20 protein-coding genes and 1 pseudogene are annotated in these 21247 nt (G+C 67.4%); 17 read left to right on the forward strand and 4 right to left on the reverse strand.

Annotated elements, in window-relative coordinates; genetic code table 11:
• Positions 1-40: 40 nt before the first annotated feature.
• Positions 41-1465, forward strand: coding sequence for a single-stranded-DNA-specific exonuclease RecJ (locus FN829_RS06045; RefSeq protein WP_142986102.1), 1425 nt, complete (start codon positions 41-43; stop codon positions 1463-1465).
• A gap of 46 nt (positions 1466-1511) precedes the next feature.
• Here the strand turns inward: FN829_RS06045 and FN829_RS06050 are convergent, their stop codons facing one another.
• The gene (locus FN829_RS06050; RefSeq protein ID WP_142986103.1) at positions 1512-2075 is read right to left on the reverse strand and encodes a HalX domain-containing protein; all 564 of its coding nucleotides are present in this window, start codon (positions 2073-2075) and stop codon (positions 1512-1514) included.
• Positions 2076-2289: 214 nt separating this feature from the next.
• Here FN829_RS06050 and FN829_RS06055 point away from each other — a divergent pair, with 214 nt between their 5' ends.
• Positions 2290-3018, forward strand: a complete 729-nt coding sequence (locus tag FN829_RS06055) for an RAD55 family ATPase (protein ID WP_142986104.1) — start codon at positions 2290-2292, stop codon at positions 3016-3018.
• A gap of 1 nt (position 3019) precedes the next feature.
• On the opposite strand, the gene FN829_RS06060 is transcribed toward FN829_RS06055, so the two are convergent.
• Positions 3020-3361, reverse strand: coding sequence for a helix-turn-helix domain-containing protein (locus FN829_RS06060; RefSeq protein ID WP_142986105.1), 342 nt, complete (start codon positions 3359-3361; stop codon positions 3020-3022).
• Positions 3362-3580: 219 nt separating this feature from the next.
• On the opposite strand from FN829_RS06060, the gene FN829_RS06065 reads away from it, so the two are divergent.
• The 4 genes and pseudogenes from FN829_RS06065 (at position 3581) to FN829_RS06080 (ending at position 6399) form a co-directional block, all read left to right on the forward strand.
• Positions 3581-3919, forward strand: a complete 339-nt coding sequence (locus tag FN829_RS06065) for a hypothetical protein (RefSeq protein WP_142986106.1) — start codon at positions 3581-3583, stop codon at positions 3917-3919.
• A 197-nt stretch (positions 3920-4116) separates the two neighbouring features.
• Positions 4117-4716 carry an archaellin/type IV pilin N-terminal domain-containing protein gene (locus FN829_RS06070; RefSeq protein WP_142986107.1) on the forward strand — a complete coding sequence of 200 codons (600 nt, stop codon included), beginning with the start codon at positions 4117-4119 and terminating at the stop codon, positions 4714-4716.
• 2 nt (positions 4717-4718) lie between these two features.
• Positions 4719-5366, forward strand: a pseudogene (locus tag FN829_RS16420) (archaellin/type IV pilin N-terminal domain-containing protein); the annotation flags it as partial.
• 376 nt (positions 5367-5742) lie between these two features.
• On the forward strand, positions 5743-6399 hold the full coding sequence (locus tag FN829_RS06080) for a DUF7500 family protein (RefSeq protein ID WP_142986108.1): 657 nt from the start codon (positions 5743-5745) through the stop codon (positions 6397-6399).
• A 428-nt stretch (positions 6400-6827) separates the two neighbouring features.
• Here the strand turns inward: FN829_RS06080 and FN829_RS06085 are convergent, their stop codons facing one another.
• Complete coding sequence (locus FN829_RS06085; RefSeq protein ID WP_142986109.1) at positions 6828-7298, reverse strand: zinc ribbon domain-containing protein; 471 nt, start codon at positions 7296-7298, stop codon at positions 6828-6830.
• A gap of 229 nt (positions 7299-7527) precedes the next feature.
• Here FN829_RS06085 and FN829_RS06090 point away from each other — a divergent pair, with 229 nt between their 5' ends.
• From FN829_RS06090 to flaJ, 10 genes are all read left to right on the forward strand, one after another.
• On the forward strand, positions 7528-9975 hold the full coding sequence (locus FN829_RS06090) for a BGTF surface domain-containing protein (protein WP_142986110.1): 2448 nt from the start codon (positions 7528-7530) through the stop codon (positions 9973-9975).
• A 108-nt stretch (positions 9976-10083) separates the two neighbouring features.
• On the forward strand, positions 10084-10440 hold the full coding sequence (cheY, locus tag FN829_RS06095) for a chemotaxis protein CheY (protein WP_142986111.1): 357 nt from the start codon (positions 10084-10086) through the stop codon (positions 10438-10440).
• Positions 10440-11642 carry a chemotaxis protein CheC gene (locus FN829_RS06100; protein ID WP_142986112.1) on the forward strand — a complete coding sequence of 401 codons (1203 nt, stop codon included), beginning with the start codon at positions 10440-10442 and terminating at the stop codon, positions 11640-11642. Before cheY ends, FN829_RS06100 begins: the two co-directional genes overlap by 1 nt.
• A complete protein-coding gene (locus FN829_RS06105) occupies positions 11639-12160 on the forward strand; it encodes a chemotaxis protein CheD (RefSeq protein ID WP_142986113.1) in 522 nt (173 codons plus the stop codon). Before FN829_RS06100 ends, FN829_RS06105 begins: the two co-directional genes overlap by 4 nt.
• Positions 12161-12255: 95 nt before the next feature.
• Positions 12256-14070 carry a FlaD/FlaE family flagellar protein gene (locus tag FN829_RS06110; protein ID WP_142986114.1) on the forward strand — a complete coding sequence of 605 codons (1815 nt, stop codon included), beginning with the start codon at positions 12256-12258 and terminating at the stop codon, positions 14068-14070.
• Positions 14060-14521 (forward strand): flagellin, encoded by a 462-nt coding sequence (locus FN829_RS06115; protein WP_142986115.1) that lies wholly within the window; start codon positions 14060-14062, stop codon positions 14519-14521. The genes FN829_RS06110 and FN829_RS06115 overlap by 11 nt, the downstream gene beginning before the upstream one ends.
• Positions 14522-15007: a flagellar protein G gene (locus tag FN829_RS06120; protein WP_142986116.1), complete on the forward strand. Its 486-nt coding sequence runs from the start codon at positions 14522-14524 to the stop codon at positions 15005-15007. It begins immediately after the preceding gene.
• The gene (locus FN829_RS06125) at positions 15007-15759 is read left to right on the forward strand and encodes an ATPase domain-containing protein (protein ID WP_142986117.1); all 753 of its coding nucleotides are present in this window, start codon (positions 15007-15009) and stop codon (positions 15757-15759) included. The genes FN829_RS06120 and FN829_RS06125 overlap by 1 nt, the downstream gene beginning before the upstream one ends.
• Before the next feature lie 54 nt (positions 15760-15813).
• On the forward strand, positions 15814-17487 hold the full coding sequence (locus FN829_RS06130) for a type II/IV secretion system ATPase subunit (RefSeq protein ID WP_142986118.1): 1674 nt from the start codon (positions 15814-15816) through the stop codon (positions 17485-17487).
• Positions 17488-17514: 27 nt separating this feature from the next.
• On the forward strand, positions 17515-19251 hold the full coding sequence (gene flaJ, locus FN829_RS06135) for an archaellar assembly protein FlaJ (protein WP_142986119.1): 1737 nt from the start codon (positions 17515-17517) through the stop codon (positions 19249-19251).
• A gap of 25 nt (positions 19252-19276) precedes the next feature.
• Here the strand turns inward: flaJ and FN829_RS06140 are convergent, their stop codons facing one another.
• Positions 19277-20209 (reverse strand): NAD-dependent epimerase/dehydratase family protein, encoded by a 933-nt coding sequence (locus FN829_RS06140; RefSeq protein WP_142986120.1) that lies wholly within the window; start codon positions 20207-20209, stop codon positions 19277-19279.
• Positions 20210-20342: 133 nt separating this feature from the next.
• Here FN829_RS06140 and htpX point away from each other — a divergent pair, with 133 nt between their 5' ends.
• Positions 20343-21221 (forward strand): zinc metalloprotease HtpX, encoded by an 879-nt coding sequence (gene htpX / locus FN829_RS06145; RefSeq protein ID WP_142986121.1) that lies wholly within the window; start codon positions 20343-20345, stop codon positions 21219-21221.
• Positions 21222-21247 lie beyond the last annotated feature (26 nt).

The following is a 21247-nucleotide window of genomic DNA, read 5'->3' on the forward strand; positions in this document are numbered from 1 at the left end:
AAACGTGCGTTTATCCGGGATGCGGCCCCACGAACGGGTAATGGCAGCCGTCGACACTCCCGTTCCCGACCTCGGCGATCGGGCTCGCGCCTGCGCCGAGCGACTGCGCGCGGCCGATCGCGTCCTGCTCGCATCCCACATCGACGCCGACGGGCTCACGAGCGCGGCAGTCGCGTCGGCGGCGCTCGCGCGGGCGGGGATCGACCACGAGGTCGTCTTCGAGAAGCAGCTCGATGCTGAGTCAATAGCGGGGATCGCCGCCCGCGAGTTCGAGGTCGTCCTCTTCACCGACTTCGGCTCCGGCCAGCTCGACGTCATCGCCGATCACGAGACCCGCGGCGACTTCGTCCCCGTGATCGCCGACCACCACCAGCCAGCCGATCCCGACACGACGTTCCACCTCAACCCGCTTCTCGAGGGGATCGACGGAGCGAGCGAGCTCTCGGGAGCGGGCGCGAGCTACGTCCTCGCTCGGGCGTTAGAGGGTCCCGACGGCGACAACCGCGACCTCGCGGCGCTGGCGGTCGTCGGCGCGGTGGGCGACATGCAAAACGGCGGCGGCGGGCTCGTCGGCGCGAACGAGGCCATCGTCGCGGACGGCGTCGACGCGGGCGTCCTCGAGGAGCGCACCGACCTCGACCTCTACGGCCGACAGACCCGCCCGCTCCCCAAGCTGCTGGAGTACGCCTCTGACGTTCGGATCCCGGGGATCTCCAACGACGAGGCGGGCGCGATCGGCTTCCTCCGGGACCTCGACGTCGACGCGAGACGCGACGGCGAGTGGCGGCGCTGGGTCGACCTCGACGACGCGGAGCGGCAAACGCTCGTCTCCGCGTTGATACGACGCGCCGTGGCCTCCGGCGTTCCCGCCGACCGGATCGAGACGCTCGTCGGCACTTCCTACACGCTGCTCGACGAGGAGTCGGGCACCGAGCTTCGAGACGTCAGCGAGTTCTCGACGCTGCTCAACGCGACGGCGCGGTACGAGCGTGCGGACGTGGGGCTCGCAGTGTGTCTCGGGGACCGGGACGTCGCGCTCGCGGAGGCGCGACGACTGCTCCGGAACCACAGGCGGAACCTCTCGGAGGGCCTCCAATGGGTGAAATCGGAGGGCGTGACCCACGAGGAGCACCTCCAGTGGTTCGACGCCGGCTCGCGGATCCGCGAGACGATCGTCGGGATCGTCGCCGGCATGGCCGCGGGTTCGTCCGCCGTCGACCGTTCGAAACCCGTGATCGCGTTCGCCGAGAAGAGCGACACGGAGTTGAAGGTCTCCTCCCGCGGAACGGGGCGGTTAGTCCGACGGGGTCTCGACCTCTCGGCCGTGATGCGCGAGGCGAGCCGGTCCGTGGGCGGCGACGGCGGCGGCCACGACGTCGCCGCCGGCGCGACGGTCCCGATCGACGAGCGCGACGCGTTCCTCGCGGCGGCGGAAGAGCTGATCGGGGATCAGCTCTCGTCGTGATCTCGAACCGCCAGTCGCCCGCGTCACGCCTCGTCGGTGGACGACGTCACGCCTCGCCGATGTCCCGGAACATCGCGCGGTAGTCGTCCGTCGAGAGCGATTCGGTGATGGCATCCATGTCGGCGTCGATCTCGTCGAGACGATCGACGAGTCGGGCGAACGCCTCGTTGCCGTCGAGTTGGGCGGCCGGCTTCTGTGCTTTGAGGACCGCGCGTTTGCTCGCCAGCGCCGCGGCTTCTTGGAGGAGGTCGTCGTACTCGTCGCGGGTCAAGAGCGTCTCGAGTGCGGCCAGAAGGTTCGCTCGACTCACCGGCTTGGTCAAGTAGAGGTCGAATCCCATGCCGATGATGTCGAAGTCGGGCTCGACGGCGGTCACCATCGCGACTCGACAGTCGAGACCGTTCTCGCGGACGTGTTCGAGCACGTCGTCACCGCTGCCGTCGGGGAGTCGCCGGTCGAGGAGGATGGCGTCGACGGTCTCGTTGACGACGTCCATCGCCTCGGCGGCCGTCTCGGCGACGGTGACGTCGTAGCGCTCATCGAGGAAGCCGGCGTAAAGCGCCGCGATGTCCGACTCGTCCTCGACGACGAGAACCGTCGCTTCGCTCACCGCCGATCACCGTCGAGAGCGACGGGGTACGTTTCACCGAGCATACTGGACGTGGCGGCGTGTCGAGGAATAAAGCTATCGCCGTCTTCCTCGTCACGAACGTCGGGTCGTCGTTCAGTCGTCGTCCGGTCGTCGTCCGGTCGTCGTCACCGGGCCAGACCCGTGTCTCGAACGGATCGTCTTTTATATGCTCCCGCCGCGAAGGCCAAGGCGAATGTCAGAACTCGTCTCTACCGGAGTCGAGGGGCTCGACTCGATCCTCACCGGCGGTATCACGGAGCAGTCGACCGTTCTGGTCTCCGGGAACCCCGGTACCGGAAAGAGCATCTTCGGGATCCAGTACCTCTACACGGGCGTAACCGAGCACGACGAGCGCGGCGTCTACGTCTCCTTCGAGGAGGACGAAGCCGACATCCGCGCCGCCGCCGAGTCGATCGGGTTCGAGGACTTCGGCGATCTGGTCGACGACGGCGAGATCGTGATCCTGGATAAACGTCAGATGCTCCGAGAGACCGACTTCTCGACGGCCGTCGACAAACTGCTCGATACGATCGAAGGCGAGGACTTCGACCGGCTCGTGCTCGACTCGCTGTCGATGTTCCAGCTGTTCTTCGAGGACGAACAGGAGAAGCGGACGTACCTGCTGAAGTTCTCGGACATCCTCAAGGCGAACGGGCTGACCTCGCTTCTCATCAACGAACAGGGCGCGGTGTTCCCCGACACCGAGGTCGGCCTGGAGAACTTCCTCACCGACGGCAACATCTACTTCATCCAGACGCCGACGGACTCGGGAGTGAACCGCTACGTCTGGGTCGCGAAGATGCGGAAACAGGACATCGACACGGACATCTTCCCGATGGAGATCGGGCAGGGCGGGATCACGGTCCACGAGCGGGCGGGCGGGTTCTCGATGATGAGCCAGTCCGACGAGCCGTCGTTCTGACTCAGTCGCTCCTCGCTGAGAGGTCGCGCCACACGTCGTCGAGACGGTTCTTGACCGCGGAGCGCTCCTCGACCTCGACGGTGAGCCCGTCCCGGAAGTCGACGTCGACGCCGTCGACCTTCCGGCGGTACACCTTCACCCGGCGGTGCTCGTCGGAGAGCGGCCGATCGTGGAGTTCGAGTAAATCAGCCTCCTCGAGCTCGTTGATCCGGCGGTAACACGTCGCGATCGGAACCTCCAGTTCCTCGCTCAGGTCCTGTGCGGACTTGGCGTCGCCCGTCGCCGTCAGGATGTCCGTGTTGTACTTGTTCCCGAGCACCGTGATCAGGTCGTCCCCCACCATTATCGTTATCAATTATGAATTCCCGACCCAAAAAGATACTGATAGAGAGCACGACTACCGACGGTTTCCATCGGGTCGTCGACGCGGGACGGTCGGGTTTCTGAGGGTCTGCGGCCGCGCGGCGATCGGTCGCGTATGACCGATCGTCGATCCGCCGAACGTTATCGGTATTGATACCCGTTACAGGAGCTTTATCGTGGCCGAGCGGGCAGGCCGCGTATGGACCTCATCGAAGGACTGTATCTCGTGACGACCACCGTGCTCGCGGGGGTGGGCGCGACGCTGTCGGCGTTCGCGGTGACGGCGTACCGCTCCTCCGGGCGGACCGCGATGGCGTACCTCGCCGTCGGGTTCGGACTGGTCGTCGTCGCCGCGCTCGCTACTCCCCTCGCGGCGTTTCGGACGGCGTTCGCGAATCCCCGAGCGCTGCTCTTGGTCAACACCGGCCTGCTCGCCGGGTCGATGGCGCTCGTCGCGGGGAGCCTCGCGGTCTACGAGCCGGGCACGCGCGAGTTCGTGGTCTCGGAACCGGAGATCGAGGAGATCCGAGATCGGTGACTCTCCGGATCCAGTCCTGATAATCCGGTGGCCATGTCGTTTTTCGTTTCTGTAACTATATCTGTGTATCAAACTCAAAAACCGCACGACGGCAGCCGTTTATCAACTTAGATAACCCGTCCCGTGTCTTTAATAGGCGATTCCCGTTCCGTAGCGATAACGCCCGCCGGGCGGACCGCGGGCCCACACAACAACCAATGTTCGAAACCATACTGGACGAGGAAGAGCGCGGTCAAGTGGGGATCGGGACGCTCATCGTGTTCATCGCGATGGTGCTGGTGGCGGCGATCGCCGCCGGCGTCCTGATCAACACCGCCGGGTTCCTCCAGACGCAGGCGGAGGCGACGGGGCAGGAGAGTACGAGCCAGGTCTCGGACCGGCTTCAGGTCGTGAGTACCTCGGGTGAGGTGAACACGACGAACTACGATCAGGTCGAGGCCCTCAATTTCGTCATGGCGCTCGCGCCGGGTTCGAGCCCGGTCGACCTACAAGAGACGACGACCGAGTTCATCGGCCAGGGCGGACAGGCGACCTTCGATCTGGATGAAACGACCGTCGCTGAAGTCACGACCGAAGACATCATCGGCACCGATCAGGGACGCATCCTGACGGACAACAGCGATCGAGTCAACGTCAGAATCAACCTCAACGGCAGCACGGGCGACATCGATTACGCGAAACTCGATGAAGGTGAACGTCTGACGGTGACGTTCACGACGTCCGCGGGCGCGACGACGACCAAGGAGATCCGCGTCCCGACGACCATCACGAGCGAGGACACCTCGGTGAGGCTGTAACAATGTTCGAATTCATCACTAACCCCGAGGAGCGCGGTCAGGTGGGTATCGGGACGCTCATCGTGTTCATCGCGATGGTGCTGGTGGCGGCGATCGCCGCCGGCGTCCTGATCAACACCGCCGGGTTCCTCCAGTCACAGGCGGAAGCGACCGGTCAGGAGAGTACGGACCTCGTCTCCGAACGCATCGAAGTGGGCAGTTCCGTCGGCATCGTCGCCTCCGGAGCTGACACTCTCAAAGAGATCCGCGTGTCGGTCTCCGGTGCGCCCGGTTCTGACAACATCGACTTGACCGAAACGACGATCCAGGCGGTCGGCCCGGACGGCCAGGAGAACCTGGTGTTCGTCCCCGGTGGGACGCTTGACACGTCCTACGGCAATGTCAGTGGAAACGAAACCGACGCCCAAGCGGAGGTTGACGTCGGTGCGAACACGCTAACCGCTAATGTCAGCATTGGCACGTCCGGGAACAACGATGAGTACAATCTCACGGTGACTGACGGTAGTAACACCGACTACACGACGATCAACGACTCTAGCTTCAGCAGCCCTGACACCGTGAACGTCGCCTTGACCAACCTCTCCGGTAACATGGCCAGTGGTGATGAGTTGACGGTCACTCTCAAGGCACCCGACGGCAGTGATCTCGACACCGACACCGTGGCCGTCGTCGACCTCGTGAGCGGGGTCAACGACCTCAGTGGTAGCCAGTTCGCGATCCGCGACGATGGCGACCTTCAGCGGAGCGCCGTGCTCGACAGCGAGTCGCAGTTCCAGATCCTCTTGAATCCGGATGCCGGTGCGTTCAACGCTGACGGTACCGCCTTCAGCGAGGGCGAACAGGCGACCCTCGACATCGTCTCGCCCGCCGGCGCGACGACGCAGGTCGAGCTCCGCGCGCCCGACCTGTTCAACTCGGTAGACGAAGCGGTCAGGCTCTAACGAGCCTCGAATAGCCCGTTAACCACGTCCCCGGCGGACCGGTCCGCCCGGAACACCTATTTTCTCGCGTCACCACGGCTACGCCATGAGTGACCACGACGCATCGCCGGCCGACCCCGAAGAACTCGATTTCACCGACGACGAGAACGTCGTCGAGATCGGGGAAGGCCGGTACGTCGTCGGAACCAACGGCCGGCCCAACGTCCGACGGCGGTCCCCCGAGCCGGAACCCGGCCCGGCCGACGACTCGGGATTCCGGTCGCCGACGGACCCCGCCCCCGCCGACGAGCGCGAACCGGTCGCCGGGGAACGGGGTCGTGCGCGCGGTGGGGCGGGCGGCTCGGGCGGTGCGGACGGCTCCTCGGGCGCCGAAGGTGGCGACGCCGGCGTCGACCGCCGGGCGGTGAGCCGGTGGCTGGCGGACTCTTTCGACGACGACGGCTTCGACTACGGGGTCGACATGACGCTCCACGCGAAGGGGTCGACCGCCCGCAACCGCATGGTCTCGAACGACGTGACGGCGACGTTCGACAACACCCTCTCGTGGTTCGTCGCCAACGCCGGGCCGGGAACCGATCCGGCGGAGGCGCTCGGGCTGCTCCTCGTCGCCGCCGACACCCCGATCGACCTGCCGCCGGTGGCGATCAAACGCTTCGCGGCGAGCCGGGGCCTCTCCGCCGACGACTCCATCGGCGAGTTGATCCGCGCCGCCGAGAATGCCGGTGGATTCCGGATCGAGTGAGATCGGGCGGATCGGTTGGTTGTGATCGATTCTGACGCGGCGAACACCACCAAAGCCCCAGTCGCGAGGGCGCCGTACGCTCGCTGCGCTCCTCGGTCACTCGTTTCACTCGCTCCCTGCGGTGCTTGCGTCGCCTACGGCGCCCTCGCGACTGCCCCTTTGAGTCCCACCCAGACTGCCCAGCACCACCGGAAGACGATCGCCTCGCTCCGCTCGGCGCTGCGACTTCCGTACTCCCGCTCGCTTCGCTCGCGGGACCGCACCTCACGCCTCCCCAGCCTCGTCGGTCGCCAGCGGCGACCGACTCCCTCGCGGGCTCTCGCCGGCGGCGGAGCCGCCGGCTGTCAGAGGGACCTTCGGTCCCTCCCTACTCGCGCCCTGTCGGGCGCTCGGAGGCGCGCCACCGTTTAAACCGACCACATCTCGAACTATAACACGAAGAATAGCGCCGCGCCGAGAACCACGAAGACGACGTACAGCCCGGCCATCGCCTCCCGCTTGAACGTCCCGCCGACGGGAAGCCCGAGCAGCCGACGGGTCGGCGGAAGGATCGCGATCCCGCCGAGCAGCAGGAGCCACGCGCCGGGGTTCGTGATCTGCGTGAGCGCGACCACGATCGTCGCGTACCCGAGCACGTAGGTCCCCCGCCGCCACAGCTGTTCCCGCTCGGTGAGTTCCTCGGCGGCGACGCCGAATACGTCGGCCGCGGTGATGTCGCCGCTTCCGCTGGCTCCGCCACTGCCGCCTCCCCCGCCCGACCCCGCGGCCACCTGCTCCGCCTGCCGCTTTACGTACTGGTCGAGCTCCTCGGCGGCCTCCTCGTTCTGCGGCGCGCCGCACTGCGAGCAGAATCGAGCGGAGTCGTCGATCGACGCCTCACAGCGGGGACAGGACTTCATCCTCATCGGAACGGCACCGCGGTCGGGCTTAACTCTTCGGTCCGCGGTCGGCTTCGACCGGGATCTCGGATCGTCAAATCGAACGTATATGGCTTCTTCCTCGTAATCACGACCGATCCGCTCGTTTTCCGTGCTGATAATCGGGGGCGTACGTTTTAGTCGGAACGACGCCGAGTCGATCCAGACGACCGCCGGTCCGTCCGCGGACGGACCGCGCGAACGACCAACGATGTCACAGCCACCCCCGCCACCATCGACGAACCCTCCGAACCAGTCCGTCGACGCCGACTCGATCCTCGCCTCGACTCTCGAGCGGGAATCGATCGGGAGGGTGCTCGCCGTCGGATCCCTGAGCATCGCTCTCCTCGGATTCCTCCTCGTCGGAGCGACTCCCCTCGGTGTGATGCCGGTCGGCGACGCGGCCGCCGCGGCCGATCCGTTGCCGTCCGAGACGACGTCGATCGATGCCGGAGTGACGGACGCCCCGGCGGCGGTGGACGCGTCCTTCGGGTCGGACACGTACACGACGACCGCCGGCGACCTCGTCGACGTCTCCGTCGACGTCGGGGAGGGAACGAAGTACCTCCTCGTGGGCGGGAACCGACTCACCGATCCGAACGCACCGGTGGGGTTCGTCGACGTGATCGAGGTCAGCGGCGAAGGATCCGTCGAACTGACCCTCAACACCCGCACGGCGGGCACGGGGGTGGAGTACGCGTCCGTCACGAGCGAGGAAGGGAGCGCCTCCAGTTGTTCCGTCTCCGGCTGCTCGCTCGCGTTCGTCGACGAGGACGGCGAGCAGGTCGCGAACTCCCTCTCCGGGCTCCCGTCGAGCACGGGCGCTGACGGGCCGGTGCGCCCGCTCGCCCCCGAGCGCTACCGCCTCTCGCTCGTCGACAACGCGACGTTCACCGTCGACGAGGAGGGCGTCGTCGCTCCCGCGGCCGCCTCCGATCGGTCGAAACTCGTCATCACCGAGCCCGAACGCCGGCTCGGCGAGGAGATCGAGGTGTTCACGACGATGCCGGGCGACTCGGATTCCGGCGTCGAGGCGGTCGGCTCCCTGCGGAGCGACGGCCTCGAGCGGTCGGCCGTCACGAAGGGCGACCGGCTCGTGATCGGCGTCGACGCCGCCGGGATCTGGGGTGCGATGTCACACCTCGCCGACGAGCGGGGCGCGGGTCCGGTCACCGCGGGCGAGAACGCGACTGGCGCGGTCCTCGCCGACCTGCTCGCCGCCGAAGAAGGGGTATCCCTGGAGATCGAACAGACGAACCCCGGTCGCAACGAGCCGGCGACGCGGATCGGCCCCGACGAGCTCGAGGACGCCACGCTGATCTTCGAGTCGGCAAACGAGCTCGAGCCGGCGCCCGACGATCCCACCGCCGGCCGTCTCTACCTCGTGATCGACACGAGCGACGGGAACGCGATCGGCGACCGGCTCGACCCCGGCGAGGAGTACCGCGTCGAGTTCGGGCTCGAGGGGGTCGACGGCGAGCGGTACCGGTTCGCGGAGGATCCCGGCTCCGTCGACGCCGACCCGCCGTTCGCGGCCGCCTCCGTCGGCGACGACGGCGTCCCCGAGCAGTTCCCGTACTTCTCGACCGACGAGACGGGCGTCTCCGTCGAGGCGTCGTTCTCGATCAGCGAGCGGTACCTCCGGTACGACCACGTCACCGACGACGGCGAGATACTCGTCGACGGGAGCGGGGTGACCGGGACGACCACGCTGTTGCCCGCTAACGAGCTGACGGCCGCGTTCGCGTACGACGGCGGAGAGACGCCACAGGCCTCCGAGTCGACGGTCCGGATCGGCGACGACGGGACGTTCAGCGTCGATCCCGGCATCGGCGAGGCGCGGCCCGGCGACCGCCTCACGTTCGATCTGTACGCCGATTCGCGACCCTACGACAGCCGGACGGCGATCGTCGTCGCGGACGCCACCGACCCCGACCGGCTGCGGCTCGACGACGAGACCACCGAGCTCAACGTGACCCGTGGCGACACGCTCTCCGAGCTGTCCGTGACGGTTCGAAACGCCGGTGCCGTCGAGGGTCGAGAGCTGTTGTCGCTCGACGTCGCCGGCGGAGAGATCTACGAGGAGCGATACGTAACTGCCGGCCCGGACGAGCCGAAGAACGAGACGTTCAACGGGACGACGGTCGACCTCGACCCCGGCACGTACTCGTACACGCTGGCGATCGACGGCGACGAGACGACGGGCACGCTGCGGGTCGAACCTGACCCCGCAGTGACGCAGATCGACGACGAGGCGGATGTCGGAGACGACACCGGGACGGAGAACGGAAACGGAACGGAAGTCGCGAACGGAACGGAGTCCGGAAGCGACACCGAGACGGCGAACGGTACGGACCCCGACGGCGCGGGATCCGGAAACGATACTGACACCGGAAGCGACGCCGATGCCGGAAACGACACTGACACCGGAAACGACACCGACGCCGCGAACGGAAGCGAAACCGGCACCGCGGATGATGAAGGAAACGGGACCGACACGGCGGCCGGAAACGGGTCAGCCCTCAACGGAACCGACGGCGACGACCCGGAGACTCCCACCGATCCGGCGACGCCGGGGTTGATCCCGGTCGGTACCCGTGAGGCGTTCGGTGGTACGGTCGTCGTGGGCGCGACGTACCTGATCGACCACTGGCTGTGAGCTGATCGACCACCGTCGTGCTTCCGGTCGGATGGAATCCACGTTCGTTCTCATCGCTGAGAACCGCGGGCGAGCGGTTAAGTGGACGCTGGCTCCGAGTTCGTGTATATGGCGAAGCGCGTGCTCATCGCGGACGACTCGGAGTTCATGCGGAACCTGCTCCGCGAGATCCTCGAAGGGGAGTTCGAGATCGTCGGCGAGGCGGAGAACGGGGTGGAAGCGGTGAACATGTACGACGAACACGGCCCCGACCTCGTGATGATGGACATCGTGATGCCCATCCGCGACGGGATCGAGGCGACGACGGAGATCAAAGGCGACGACCCGGAGGCGACGGTGATCATGTGTACGAGCGTCGGCCAGGAGGAGAAGATGAAAGCGGCGATCAAAGCCGGGGCGGAGGGGTACATCACGAAGCCGTTTCAGAAGCCGAACGTCCTCGACGCCATCGGGTCGGCGGTCTGATGCGCGTCGACGTCCGAGCGCTCGGCGCGTGTAACCGGCTCGCCGAGCGCGGCGCCGAACGCGCGGCCAACGCGCTGGGGGAGCTGACGGGGTCGGACCTCGCGGTCGAGGTGACGGGGGCGAGCGTCGCCACCGGCGAGGACCTCGCGGAGGCCTTCTCCGGCCGCGAGTCGATCGGCGTGCGCGTCGGACTCGACGGCGGTCTGGAGGGACAGGCGGTGCTCGCGTTCGACGCCGAACAGATCGACGGGCTGCTCTCGGTGCTTCCCGGCGGCGCGTCGATGGGTCGGAGCGCGGTGACGGAGGTCGGAAACATCGCGCTCGGCGGCTTCCTCGACGGCTGGGCGAACTACCTCGGACGCGCGATCGACATGACTCCGCCGCGGTACTTCGAGGCCGACGGCGCGGCGGTGCTGCCGGACGGCGCGCTCGCCGGCGACGGCGTCTTCCTCTTCGAGAGCCGACTCGACGCCACGGGAACGGACCTCGACTTCTCGATCTACATGCTGCCCGACTCCGGGCCGTTCCGCGACCTCGTGGTCGGCAAGACCGCCACGGCGGCGACCGTCGGCGCGGAGGGTGCCGGCGGCTCCGCGGGCGGGGCGAACGCCACCGCGGTCCCGTACGAGTCGCTCTCGACGTTCGCGTCGCTGGCGAAGCGCGGCTCGGCGAACGCCGCCGACAACATCGGGATGATGACCGGGCTCGAGACGACCGTCGACGTGAGTCGGCTCCGGTTCGTCCCGCTCGCGGACGTGCCGAGCGAGGTGGGCACGGAGCCGCACGCGGGGACCGTCTTCGAACTTCAAGGGAAGCCGAGCGGCTACCTCGCGATCCTCTTTTCGGAGGAGTCGGCGGCGGCGATCGCCGAGGCGATGCTTCCGATGGAGCCGGACCAGCCGCTCGGTGACATGGCCGAGAACGCGCTCTGTGAGCTCGGCAACGTGATGACGAGCGGCTTCATCGACGGCTGGGCGAACGTCCTCGGCACGTCCATTTCACACTCGCCGCCGGAGTTCGTCCACGACATCGGGTCGGCGACGGTCAGCCCGCTCGTCGCCTCGCTGAGTCGACGTCAGGACTACGGGTTCGTCATCGACGCCGCCATCCGGACGGAGGGCATCCAAGCACGCTGTGACGTGTACGCGCTCCCTGACGAGCGCGAACTGGCCGCGGCGCTGGAACGCCTCTCGGAGACATGAGCCACCTCACGCCGTCGGGGGATCGGACCGCCTCGAACCGGGGCGAACCCCCCCGACGCGTGAAGGTCGGCGTCGGCGATCTCGCCGTCGTGAACGACGGCGCGACCCTGACGACGAGCGGCCTCGGCTCCTGTGTCGCGGTCGCGCTCGTCGATCCCGTGACCGACACGCGCGGACTCCTCCACGCCATGCTGCCGTCCGCCGACGGGAACGCCTCGCACACGCCCCGCCCGGCGAAGTACGTCGATTCGGGGCTCGGGACGCTCGTCGACGAGTTGGCGTCGGCCGGTGCGTCGCCCGCTCGGCTCGAGGCCCGACTCGTCGGCGGTGCGGAGATGCTCGATCTCACGGCCGCGGTCGGTCCGCGAAACGTCGACCGCGCCCGCGAGTGTCTGGAGGACGCCGGAATTCCGATCGTCGCCAGCGACGTCGGCGACGCGGTCGGCCGGACGGTGCGGTTCCTGTCCGGCGGCGACCTCGCCGTCCGGGCGGCCGACGGGTTCGAGCGGACGTTGTGAGACCCTCGGTGAGATCGAGCGTCGTCACGCCAGTTTTCTCACACGTGATATTTTGAGGGGTGGGTTGAAGTGTCGTCTGGGGGTTGCTGTGATCAATGGGCCTCGAACTATCGGTGTGGGGCGTCTCGACGGCCGCTTGGACAGTCGCCACGCTGGGGCTCGTCGGTGCGAGCGTTCTCGACCGGTTCCTCGACGATGACGGGGACGACGCGGACGGTGGCGACGACGTCTTCGGTAGTGGTGGAATGGGAGGCGGTGGCGGAATGGGAGACAGCGGTATGGGAGGAGGCGGCGGTATGGGAGGCGGCGGTATGGGAGGCGGCGGTATGGGAGGCGACGGCGGAATGGGGGACGACGGAAGCATGAGTGACGGCGGTATGGCCGGCGGAATGGGGGGTGGCGATTTCGACGATTTCGACGGCATGGACGAGTGGGACGACGGGTTCGGCGACGGCGGGGGCGGAAGCGGCTCCGACACCGACGAGTTGGAGAAGCGCCTCGACGACCTCGAAGCCGAGGTCGCCACCCTCTCCTCCACGGTGTCGACGGTGCGGTCGGAGAACGAGGAGATCTCCGCCGCGGTCGACGACATCGAGGAGGACGTTCGGAACCTCCTCGACATCTACGAGATGGTCACCCGCGGGATCAACCCGTTCGTCGACGAGTCCAGCGGATTCAACGGCGGCGGTGCGGCCGAGAATTCCTTTGGCCTCTTCGACGACGACGGCGACGACGAGGCGGAAGCGGAACTCGACGACGACGTCGCGAGCGCCGACGCGGACGGGTTCTTCGACGAGGAGTTGCTCGACGAGGACGACGGACTCGACGACTTCGACGACCTCGAGGACGCGGACGACGCGGACGAACCGAACGGCGAACCGGACGACGGCGAACCCGCCGACGCCGCGTCCGAGACCGAACCGGCGGAGGAAGACGACGACATGAACGACGACGGAAAGAGCTTCAGCGAACTCAAAGAGGAGTACGACTCCGGGGAGGCCGACTGGGCCGATGACGCCGGCGACGAGACGGCATCCGAGGAGGACGCCTTCGACGACGGGACGGATCCGTTCGACGACGACGGTCTCGGCGACGGCCTCGACGACGGCGTCGGGGGCGACGGTTTCGACGAGGACCTCGGGGACGGACCGGACGACGGCCTCGACGACGTCGGGGGCGAGACGGTCGGGGACGACCGCGCGGCCGGATCGCACGGCCCGACGCCGGGCGGCGATCCTGCCGAGGCGACCGGAGACGGCTTCGAGTACGTCGGGGACGACGACCTCTCGGGCCGTCGTGGAAAGCCGTACCTCACCGAGTTACCCGGCGACTACGTCGGCGACCTGCTCGTGATGGAGTGGCTGGAGTTCCTCGTCACCGAGAGCGACGTCACCGACGCGGTGCGGGCGGTGAACTACTACGAGCGGATCGAGTGGGTCGGCCCCGACGCCGCCGCGCGGCTCCGGGATTTCCTCTCGGGTTTCGGCACGATCGACCGCAACCTCGTCGACCGGCCGGGGACCGACCGCCTGGTCCGTGAACACCACACCCGGAGTCTGCGGTACATCACGCAACTCAACGGGACGGGCGGGCATCTCGTCCTCCTCGACCGCTGGGACGACCTCGCCGGCGGATCGATAGTCGGCGGGGGGCCGCCGTCTCCCGCCCGCGGCTCTCGCGGTCCTCGTGACGCCCGCGGACGCGAACGGCGTGATTCACCCCCCAACGGAACCGGGGGGGATACCCACGAGCGGCGAAACGGCGCGGATCCGCGGGACGAGAGCGACCGTCGTTCGCGACCCGACGACGGCCGCGACCGAAACGGGAGATCGCCCCGACCGATGAACGACCCGGATCCGCATCCCGACCGCGCCGACCCGGCGGACGGAGGGTGGGGAGATGGGCGTTAGCGTCTCGGCGTCGACGGCGATCATCGTCGCGGGGATGTTCTTCGCGTTCACCGCCTTCTACCCCGTCGCGGCCAACGGGTTCGACCGCGTCACCGAGGGCGAACGCGACGTCCACGAGCGCGCGCTCGAACGACAGAACACCGCGTTTTCCGTCGACTCCGCGACGTTCAACGCGAGCGGGAACGACCGGCTCGTCGTGAACGCGACCAACGAGGGGTCGGTCGGGCTCGTCGTGAGCGATACGACCCTCGTCGTCGACAACGAGTACGTCGACGTCGCCGACGCGACCACGACCGTCGACGGCGACGGCGACACGGACCTCTGGCTCGGCGGGGAGCGACTCTCCGTCGAGGTCGACGGGAACTCCCTCGAGACGGGCGTCACGAACGACTCCCGCGTCGTCCTCGTCGTCGAGTCCGGCGTCCGCGACGCGACGGGGGTGAGCGCGTAGATGGCCAGCGTCCCGGTCTCCCACCTCATCCTGTTCGTCGCCAGCCTCGTGATCGCCGCCGGCGTCGTCGGCACGGTCACCACCGGGGTTGACAGGGTGAGCGCAGCCGTCGAGGACGGCAGCCTCGACGCGACCCAACAGCTCCGCACGGACGTGACGGTTATCTCCGATCCCAACGGCGGGGTGTACAACGGGACCGAGAACAACGTCACGCTCCTCGTGAAGAACACCGGCACCCAGCGGCTCGCCCCCGACGGCTCCGGCGTCGACGTCGTCTTCGACGGGCAGTACGTGCGGCCGGACGCGACGACCGGCGAGGTCGTCTCCGTCGACGGCGCGACCGCCTGGAGCCGCGGCGACGTACTCCGGCTCACGATCGACCTCGACGTGGTCGGCGTCGACCCCGCGGGCGGCACGAGCGACCACCGGGTGTACCTCACGGTCAACGGGGACGAGGAGCTGTTCCAGTTCCGGGTGGAGGCGTAATGCCCCGCACCGACAACCTGCTGTCGTTGGGCTTGGGCGAGCGCGACCGGCTGAACAAGGAGCTCGGCGGCGGGATCCCCCGCGGGAGCATCGTGCTCGTCGAGGGCGACTACGGCGCGGGAAAGAGCGCGATGTCCCAGCGCTTCTCCTACGGCCTCGTCGAGGAGGGCGCGTCGGTGACGCTGATGTCGACGGAGCTCACCGTCCGCGGGTTCATCGACCAGATGCACTCCCTGGAGTACGACATGGTGAAGCCGCTGTTGAACGAGGAGCTGCTCTTTTTACACGCCGACTTCGACTCCGGCGGAGCGTTCTCCGACGACGACGGCGAGCGCAAGGAGCTGCTCAAGCGGCTGATGAACGCCGACGCGATGTGGCGCTCGGACGTGATCTTCCTCGACACGTTCGACGCGATCTTCCGGAACGACCCGACCTTCGAGGCGCTCGTTCGGAAGAACGAGGAGCGACAGGCGGCACTCGAGATCATCTCCTTCTTCCGGGAGATCATCTCGCAGGGGAAGATCGTCGTCCTCACCGTCGACCCCTCTGCCGTCGACGACGACGCGATCGGGCCGTTCCGGTCGATCGCCGACGTCTTCCTCCAGCTCGAGATGATCGAGGTCGGCAACGACATCCGTCGGCAGATCAACGTGAAACGCTTCGCGGGCATGGGCGAACAGGTCGGCGACACCATCGGCTTCTCCGTCCGCTCGGGGACGGGGATCGTCATCGAGAGTCGCAGTGTCGCCTGAGGGGACCGCCGCGGGGGCACCCCCGGCGAGGAGCGACGATACGAGACACGAACGATGACCGAACACGGCACAGCGAAACCGTCAGACGAGCTCCGGAAGGCCGCCATGCGCCGGCCGCACCTCAGAGAGCACCTCAAGGAGTTCAAACAGATCACCGGGGAGTTCCCCCTGTACATCGAGGAACCGAAGGGCGAGTACGAGTCGGACCGTCCGAACGTGCTCTATCCGGTCGGCGGGCCGATATACTGTCACGTGTACGGCGACCTCGGCCAAGAGACGAAGTACTACGCGATCGAACCCGAGATGTCCGGCCCGCAGGCGACCGTCCTCGAACGGGTGAAGAACAAGCTCCTCGCCGCCAGCGGCGGTCACACCGCCCCCGCCTCCGAGGCCGAGTACGATGACCTCATCGAGGAGTTGCTCGAGGACGTCACCTACATCCAGAACGGTCAGACGGGCTGGAGATCGACCGCCTCGAAGCTTCTCAACGTCGGGAAGCTCTCGGTCACCGAGGAGACCTACGAGAACATTCGGTACCGCCTCAACCGAGACATCGTCGGTCTCGGTCCGCTCGAACCCGTGATGCGCGACCCGGCCAACGAGGACATCCACGTGATCGGCCCCCACGAGTGCCACGTCGATCACGGCACGTTCGGCATGCTCGAGACCACCGTCGACTTCGGGACGCCGAAGGAGTTCGACAACTGGCTCCGCAACATGGGCGAGCGGATCGGCGACCCGCTCTCCGACTCCGATCCCATCGTCGACTCGACGCTTCCGGACGGCTCGCGTATCAACATCATCTACTCCGACGACGTCTCGCTCAAGGGCTCCTCGCTCACGATCCGGCAGGGCGAGGACGTCCCGCTGTCGGTCAACCAGATCACGAACTGGGGGACGCTCTCGCCGCAGCTCGCGGCGTACCTCTGGCTCTGTTTAGAGAACGAACAGACCGTCTTCGTCGTCGGGGAGACCGCGTCCGGGAAGACGACGACGCTGAACGCCATCCTCTCGTACATCCCGCAGGACTCGAAGATATACACCGCGGAGGACACCGCCGAGGTCGTCCCGCCGCACAACACCTGGCAGCAGCTGTTGACCCGCGAGGGCGGCGGCGAGGGATCCTCCGACGTCGACATGTTCGACCTGGTCGCGGCCGCGCTGCGGTCGCGTCCCGACTACATCATCGTGGGCGAGGTGCGCGGGGCGGAGGGTCGGATGGCGTTCCAGGCCGCTCAGACGGGTCACCCCGTCATGTTGACGTTCCACGCCTCCGACATCGTCTCGATGATCCAGCGGTTCACCTCCGAGCCGATTAACGTCCCGGAGACGTTCATGGACAACGCCGACGTCGCGCTGTTCCAGAATCGGGTGAAACAGGGCGACGACGTGCTCCGTCGGGTGACGAGCGTTCAGGAGATCGAGGGGTACTCGAAGGAGATGGAGGGGGTCGTCACCCGCGAGGTGTTCAGCTGGGATCCAGTCGAGGACGACATCGTCTTCCAGGGGATGAACAACTCCTACGTGTTGGAAGAGCAGATCGCGACGCTCTTAGGCTACGCCGACACCCGCGACATCTACGACGATCTCGACTTCCGCGCGGAGCTGATAGAGCGGATGATCCAAGAGGACATCCTGGGCTATCACGAGGTGAATCAGGCGATCGACGCCTTCCAGCGCGACGGGGTCGAGGGGCTTCCCTTCGAGATGCACCGAAACGTCAGGTGAGTTCGCGCGCATGGACCAGGTGACCCGATGAACGTGAAGGCGGCGGGAGACGGGCTCGCGACCGCGATGCGGCTCACCGAGGAGGTGCTCGACTCCTACGAGAAGCTCGACATCACCAAGCGCCAGTACGTCGGCTACGTGCTGATCCCGGCGATCCTGGTGTTCGCGGCCACCGTGGCCGGGGCATTCGTCCTCCCGCTGCCCGTCGCCGCTCGAGTGCCTATCCCGATGTTCGGCGCGCTCACGCTTCTGTCGGCGGTCGTCTATCCGAAGATCTATCTGAGCGGCGTCGAGAACCGGATCGACAACCAGCTCCACCTCGTGATGACGCACATGACCGTGCTGTCGACGACGAACATCGACCGCATGGAGGTGTTCCGGACGCTGGCGAATGAGGAGGAGTACGGGGCCGCGGCCGAGGAGATCGGTCGCGTCGTCCACCTCGTCGACACCTGGAACCAGAGCCTCGACGACGCGTGTCGCCGGCGCGCCAAGGAGGTCCCCTCCGACGCCATGGCGGACTTCTTCGACCGGCTCGGCTACACGCTCGGGGCCGGCCAGTCGCTCGAGGACTTCCTCGTCTCCGAACAGGACGTCATGCTCGCCCAGTACGAGACGCTCTACGAGTCGTCGCTGTCGAATCTGGAGGTGATGAAGGACCTGTACATGTCGATGATCCTCTCGATGACGTTCGCGTTGGTGTTCGCCATCGTGCTCCCGATCCTGACGGGCAACGACCCGACGGCGACGGTCGCGGCCGTGATCGTCCTCTTCGTCTTCGTCCAGCTCGGCTTCTACGCGATGATCCGGGCGACCTCGCCGTACGACCCGATCTGGTATCACCCCGACGAACGCTCGCCCGGCGACCTGAAGCTGTGGGCGTCGTTGGGCATCGGTGCCGGTCTCTCGTTCCTGCTCATCGGGTTCACCGCCGCCGGGATGTTCGGGTACGGGCCGGGACTGCCCGGCCTCCTCTTCTTCCTCGAGGACGTCAGGCTCCCGCTGTACATCGCGGTCCCGATCACCCCGCTTTTCCTCACCGGCGTGATCCTCAGGACCGAAGAGCAGGCGATCACCGCCCGCGACGGGGAGTTTCCCTCGTTCGTCCGGGCGCTCGGCGCGACCGAGAGCGCCAAGCAGTCGACCACCTCGGACGTGTTGACGACGCTTCGCGACAAGGACTTCGGCGCGCTCTCGCCGTCCATCACCCGGCTGTACCGCCGGTTGAACATGCGTATCAGCACCGAGGGGGCGTGGCGGGCCTTCTCGCGTGACACGCGGTCGTACCTGATCCAGAAGTTCTCCGAGATGTACCTCGTCGGTCGGGAGATGGGCGGGGACCCGAAGCTGCTCGGCGAACTGATCTCGCGGAACATGAACACCGTAAACCAGCTCCGCGAGCAGCGCCGGCAGTCCGCCGTGACGTTCATCGGGCTGTTGTACGGGATCACCGCGGCGGCGACGTTCGCCTTCTTCATCGGGCTGGAGATCGTCGCCATCCTCGCCGAGTTGACCGCCGACTTCCAGATCGACCAGATGGACATCGGGCAGATCGTCTATCCCGGTGCGTACGACATCCCGCTCATCGAGTACCTGCTCCTCACGGTGGTGCTCTTCAACGCCACGCTCTCCTCGCAGATGATCCGGAAGATCGACGGCGGCAACCCCGCGAACGGCTACATCCACTTCGTGTTGCTGACGTGGCTCGGCGCGGCGACCGCGATCGCGACGCGGACGCTCGTGAACGCGATCCTGTCGATCTGACGCGGTCGAGCGTCGCGTTCTCGGTCTACCGCTCGAACAGCGCCGGCTCCGTCGCGTCCGCTCCCGCCGACCCCGCCGCCTCCCGCCACGACCGGGTCGGCTCCCAGCCGAACAGCCGGGCCGCCTTCTCGATCGCGTACGCGCCCCGGTCGTCGCCCTCGGCGACGTCGTTGTCCGCCGGCACCCCACCGTAGGCCTCCCGCAGGAGGTCGAGCAGGGGGCGGCCGAGCGCGTTGTCGGCGGCGACGCAGTTGACCGCCTCGTGGGACCCCGGGCCGACGGCGGGATCCTCGCCGAGGAGGTCCCCGACCGCGGCGGCGACGAGACCCGCCACGTCCCGGACGTCGACGTACGACCAGAAGTTGCCCGCGCCGGCTGCGAGGTCCTCGACGTACTCTCCCTCCCGGCACGCGTACGCGCCGGGGTACTGGATCCACGACGGCCGGATCGAGACGGCGGGAACGCCGTGTCGGCGGGCGACCGCCGCCGCGGTCTCCTCCGCGGTCACCTTCGAGAGCCCGTAGGGGTCCTCGGGCCGCAGCGGGTGGTCCTCCGTCACGGGCAGTTCCTCGGGCAGCGGCGTAGGGTCGGCGAAGAAGAAGCCGTACGCGCCGTCGCTCGACGCCTGGACGACCGGGGCGTCGGCGCGTCCCGCCGCGGACAGGACGTTGTGGGCGGCGAGCGCGTTCGTCTCGAAGACGCGTCCCTCCGGGTGGGTGCCCGCGACGGGGATCGCCGCCCAGTGGACGACCGCGTCGGGGTCGACCGCGCTCACGACGTCGAGCGCCTCGCCGCGCTCGGCGAGGTCGGCCGCGCGGAACGAGACGTTCGGGGCCGGATCGATGCCGAGGCCCGGGTGTTCGCGGTCGACGACGACGGCGTCGTACTCGCCGGCGAGCCGGTCGACGATCCAGCGACCTGACGCGCCGCGGCCGCCGGTGACGAGGACGGTCTCCATGCGTGTGGCTTGCCGAGGCCCGAAAAAAGGCCGTCGTTCGCCGGTTTCGGCGTCCGCCCTCCGTCGATCTCGCGTCGACCGACGACGCTTCCGCGCCGGCAACTTTTAACGCCACGAACGGTAACCCACGGGTATGGATTGGAAGACCGACTGGGGACTGCGTGGACGCATGGCGTTCACGATGTTCCTGCTTTTCGCCCTCTACATCGTGTTCGTCGGCGTGCTGTCCCTGTATTTCGAGGATTTCCTGTTCCCGCTCGTCATGCTCGGCGGGTTTGCGATCGCCCAGTTCTTCTTCAGCGACAAGCTCGCGCTCCGGAGCATGGGGGCCCGGACGGTCACCGCCGAGGAGGAGCCGGAGCTCCATCGCACGATCGAGCGGCTCTGCCAGCAGGCCGACCTGCCGAAGCCGAACGTCGCTATCGCCGACTCGCGGGTACCGAACGCGTTCGCGACCGGTCGGAACCAGAAGAACGCGACCGTCGCGGTGACAACCGGTCTGCTCCAGACGCTCGACCAGGACGAGCTCGAGGGCGTGCTCGCACACGAGCTCGCACACGTGAAGAACCGCGACGTGATGGTGATGACCATCGCCTCGTTCCTCTCGACGATCGCCTTCTTCATCGTGCGGTGGGGCTGGCTCTTCGGCGGGAACAACCGGCAGGGCGGCGGCGCGCCGGTGATCGTCGCCATCGCGGTGTCGATCGTCGTCTGGATCGTCTCGTTCCTCCTGATCCGCGCGCTCTCTCGGTACCGCGAGTACGCCGCCGACCGCGGCGCGGCGGTCATCACCGGGAAGCCGGGCGCGCTGGCGTCCGCGCTCGTCAGCATCGACGGCCGGATGGACCGCGTTCCGCAGGAGGACCTCCGCGACGGCAGCTCGGAGATGAACGCCTTCTTCATCATCCCGATCAGCGCGGGATTCCTCAGCCGGATCGCGTCGACGCACCCCTCGACGGAGAAGCGGATCGACCGGCTCCGGGAGCTCGAACGCGAGATGGAGACCGCCTGATCGGCGCGTCGGACCCTCCAGCGATT

It is taken from the genome of Halorubrum cibi (assembly GCF_900182635.1).
Lineage (GTDB): Archaea > Halobacteriota > Halobacteria > Halobacteriales > Haloferacaceae > Halorubrum > Halorubrum cibi.